At 63.9% G+C, this 2,948-nt stretch carries 1 protein-coding gene and 2 pseudogenes; 1 reads left to right on the top strand and 2 read right to left on the bottom strand.

Annotated elements, in window-relative coordinates:
- Positions 1-119: 119 nt before the first annotated feature.
- The gene (locus tag WAN71_RS20830) at positions 120-1,058 is read left to right on the top strand and encodes a D-2-hydroxyacid dehydrogenase family protein (RefSeq protein WP_422227145.1); all 939 of its coding nucleotides are present in this window, start codon (positions 120-122) and stop codon (positions 1,056-1,058) included.
- 45 nt (positions 1,059-1,103) lie between these two features.
- Here the strand turns inward: WAN71_RS20830 and WAN71_RS20825 are convergent.
- Together WAN71_RS20825 and WAN71_RS20820 are read right to left on the bottom strand one after the other, a co-directional pair.
- Positions 1,104-2,030: pseudogene (locus WAN71_RS20825) on the bottom strand (phosphatase PAP2 family protein); the annotation flags it as partial.
- Between the two features lie 385 nt (positions 2,031-2,415).
- Positions 2,416-2,948, bottom strand: a pseudogene (locus WAN71_RS20820) (carbon starvation protein A); the annotation flags it as partial.

The raw sequence follows: 2,948 nt of genomic DNA, 5'->3' as shown, positions 1-2,948 counted from the left end.
GTCGTGGGCGCCCATGCGCTTCTGCTTCCTCTTGATATGACTTGTGGTCACGCTGGTTTGCGTCGGGGGTATTTACCCGGCCCGGGGGCCGGTCAAACCGCGTGTGGGACATTGGCACGATGCGGGTCGCGATCCTCGACGACTACCAGAATGTTGCGCTGAGCATGGCCGACTGGTCGGAGGTGGCGGCGCGCGCCGACCTCACCGTCTTCACCGATCACCTCGCCGACCAGGACGCCGTCGTGGAGCGGCTGTCGGCGTTCGACGTGGTGTGCGTGATGCGTGAGCGCACACCGTTGCCGCGTGCCGTCATCGAACGCCTGCCACGGTTGAAGATGATCGCCTCTACCGGGCCGTTCAACGCATCCATCGACGTCGCAGCCGCCAAGGAACGCGGCATCTATGTCAGCACCACCGGCGGCTACGTGGAGTCGACGGTGGAGCTGACCTGGGCACTGATCCTTGCTACCGCCCGCCGGATCGTCGACGAATCACTGTCGGTGCGCGGCGGTGGTTGGCAGACATCGGTCGGTGGTCAGCTCGGCGGGACGGTGTTGGGCGTGCTTGGCCTGGGGCGGATCGGCAGCCGGGTGGCGCGAGTCGGGACGGCGTTCGGGATGGACATCATCGCGTGGAGCACGAACCTGACCCCGGAGGCCGCCGAACAATCCGGTGCGACTTACGTGTCCAAAGGCGAGTTGTTCAGCCGCGCCGACGTCTTGACCATCCATCTGGTGCTCAGCGAGCGCAGCCGTGGTCTGGTCGGCGCCGCCGAATTGGGACTGATGAAACCTACGGCGTTGCTAATCAACACATCCCGCGGCCCGATCGTCGACGAGCCAGCCCTCGTCGACGCCTTGCGGTCGGGCCGGCTCGCCGGGGCCGGCCTCGACGTCTTCGACACCGAGCCGCTGCCAACCGGGCACCCGCTGCGCTCGCTGGACAACGTGGTCGCGACCCCGCACATCGGTTACGTCGCCGACCGCGTCTACCGCACTTTCTACGGCCAGGCCGCGGCTAAGATCGCCCGCTGGCTGGAGCAAGCCAGCCGCGGTTGACTTCGTCGCGCGGCGCCGGAACCACCAAGACTCGACAGGACGGATTAACAGCACCACGATCATTGCGAGCGCCCAGCCCAACAAGATGTCGACTACGAAGTGCTCGGCGGAGTACACCAGCACGAAGGCCATTGCCAACGGGTAAGCCACCAGCACCGGACGCCACCTCGCCTTTACCAGCCGCCACAGAAAGACCGAGGTCATCGCCGTCACCGCGGCATGCAGCGACGGAATCGCTGCTACCAGATTCACGCTGGCCTGTCCGGAGTTGACCAGAGCTCCCGCCGATTGCAGGTGCAGCGTTCCCCAGCCACGAGTGGAGATCCGCTCTACAAACTGATGGGCACCGGGCTGGCTTCTGTGCATGGCGCCCAGCAGCCCGCCGTGCGGGACGTGTGCGGGGCTTCTGAACATGCAGTGCGGGTTGGCCGGGCCACCGGCGACGTCGGCCGACGTGCAGCGGGCCGCTGCCCACGGCGGCGCTGCCGGTAGCACGATGTAGACAACCAGCGCGGCGAAGGACAACGCGACGAACCGTCTGACATACGCCGCCCAGTCGCTTCGGCTGCACAGCCAGAGCACTCCGGCGACCACATAGGGCAGGACGAAAAACGACATGTAGATGCCGCTGATGATCACTTCCCACCACGGCGGGTGCGGCATCTTGATGCGCTCCTGCAACCACACGGTCGGGACGGTGCCGAAGAACAACCACCGGTCCGCCTGGGGCTGGAAATGCCACAACGTAGGCGCTCCGACCAGCGCTGCCGCTCCCCGGCTGAAGTCATACACCAGCAGCACAAGCGCGAACGGCAGCCAGTCGCGCACGACCGCGAATACCTTGTGCCCTCGACCGATGCTGGCCGCGATGAGCCCGGTGGCGATATAGAGCAGCAGCAATTCGCGATTAAATGCGAGCCCGTCCGTCAGGGTCCGGTAGGCCACGACAAGGGCCCAGGTGGTGATCGCCATGCGCCGCGCGAACGTCAGCCAACGCTCCCGGGTTTCGCGGGGGTCGAGGTCAAAGTCGGCGACGGATTCGGGGCGTGCCGACGGCATGGCCTGCGGCAGTTTTGGCCGGCGGAGGAGCCGGGTGGCTACCGCTTGCGGGTCACCCTTGAAGAGCCGGCTCCTGCGATCAGTTGATACTGTCACCAGTCCAACCTTATCCGTTCCCGCCTGTTCTCCATCTGTTCATTCTGATAGGCATCTGCGATTGAGCCAAACATTTCGCCAAAAATGCTGTGGCGCAACGGCATAGGAGCGGTGCACGAGCGTGCTTCCTCAAGCGGCCGGATCCGTTGCCGCCCGATCGCGTGACGCTATGCGGCAGCTGTGAATTCGGCCGCCGTGCTCATCAAGGTGCTCCAATAATAGGAGACTCCGTCGAACACACGCCGGAACCGGACTGGCGCGTCGGCGTCAGACTTAGCTCGTCCCATTGTCTCCCTAGTTCGCGTTCACTCGCGCTAGAGATCATGCCTGACGGCGCGAACAGCCTTGACGGCACTGGATCATCTTCAGTCAGCGGTTTGCCGTATCCGCGAATTGTCCTGTACACCACCATGATTGCGACTACGATCACAATCACGACCACGCTGGCGAACATCACCGATAGCGTGCCCTGGACAAACGTGTTCCTGATCACGTCGTTGAGCTGACCAGATGTCTTCGCCGAACCGAACGCCGTCTTACCGGCCGCTTTTGCGGCGGCATATCGGGAATGCTGAGTCCAGTAGCCCACGTTGGGATCTGGAGAAAAAATCTTCTGCCACGACGCGGTCAGCGTGACCGCAAGATCCCACAACAGTGGAATCCCTGGAATCCACGCCCACTTCAGCAGACCCATTTTGATGACGACGACGCTGATAACGGTCAGCGCGATCGCCG

Origin of the sequence: Mycobacterium sp. (assembly GCF_049280035.1) — a bacterium.
Taxonomy (GTDB): domain Bacteria; phylum Actinomycetota; class Actinomycetes; order Mycobacteriales; family Mycobacteriaceae; genus Mycobacterium.
The sequence above is the reverse complement of the archived record's forward strand: the minus strand, read 5'-3'. Positions and strand labels throughout refer to the sequence as shown.

Excerpts from the sequence above, each read along its gene's own strand:
- WAN71_RS20830 (WP_422227145.1), top strand. The coding sequence starts at position 120 with ATGCGGGTCGCGATCCTCGACGACTACCAGAATGTTGCGCTGAGCATG.